Source organism: Pseudoalteromonas sp. SIMBA_162 (genome assembly GCF_046535955.1).
GTDB classification, from domain to species: domain Bacteria; phylum Pseudomonadota; class Gammaproteobacteria; order Enterobacterales; family Alteromonadaceae; genus Pseudoalteromonas; species Pseudoalteromonas marina.
In genome coordinates, this window is record NZ_JAWJBQ010000404.1 from 1 (window position 1) to 272 (window position 272).

A 272-nucleotide genomic window follows, 5' to 3' on the forward strand; every position below is an offset into this window, starting at 1 on the left:
GATGCCGCTGACTCAGGGGCTACCGTCTCTTTCAGCGCCTCGTTGCTCGGCTCGCTGACTTCCGGTGCAACGGCAGCCGTGAGGTCTGCGCTGGCAGACTGCTCGGCGCTGGCCGGCGCGTCCTGTGCAGCGGTGCTGTTTTCACCCTGCGGAGCACTGGTTTCAGCCTGCGGGGCAGCGGTGGTGGCGCTGACGGCTTCGGCACCTTCCTCGGCAATGGCCGGCACCGCAGCGGCTGCCGAAGTAGCGGCTGCCGGAGCAGCGGTGGCCTG

Annotated in this window: 1 protein-coding gene; it reads right to left on the reverse strand. The window is 69.5% G+C overall.

The genetic code is table 11. The features are described from left to right. The coding region (locus tag R0J88_RS20230; protein ID WP_410900910.1) for a hypothetical protein at nucleotides 1-227 on the reverse strand (227 nt) is incomplete at its 3' end. Nucleotides 228-272 lie beyond the last annotated feature (45 nt).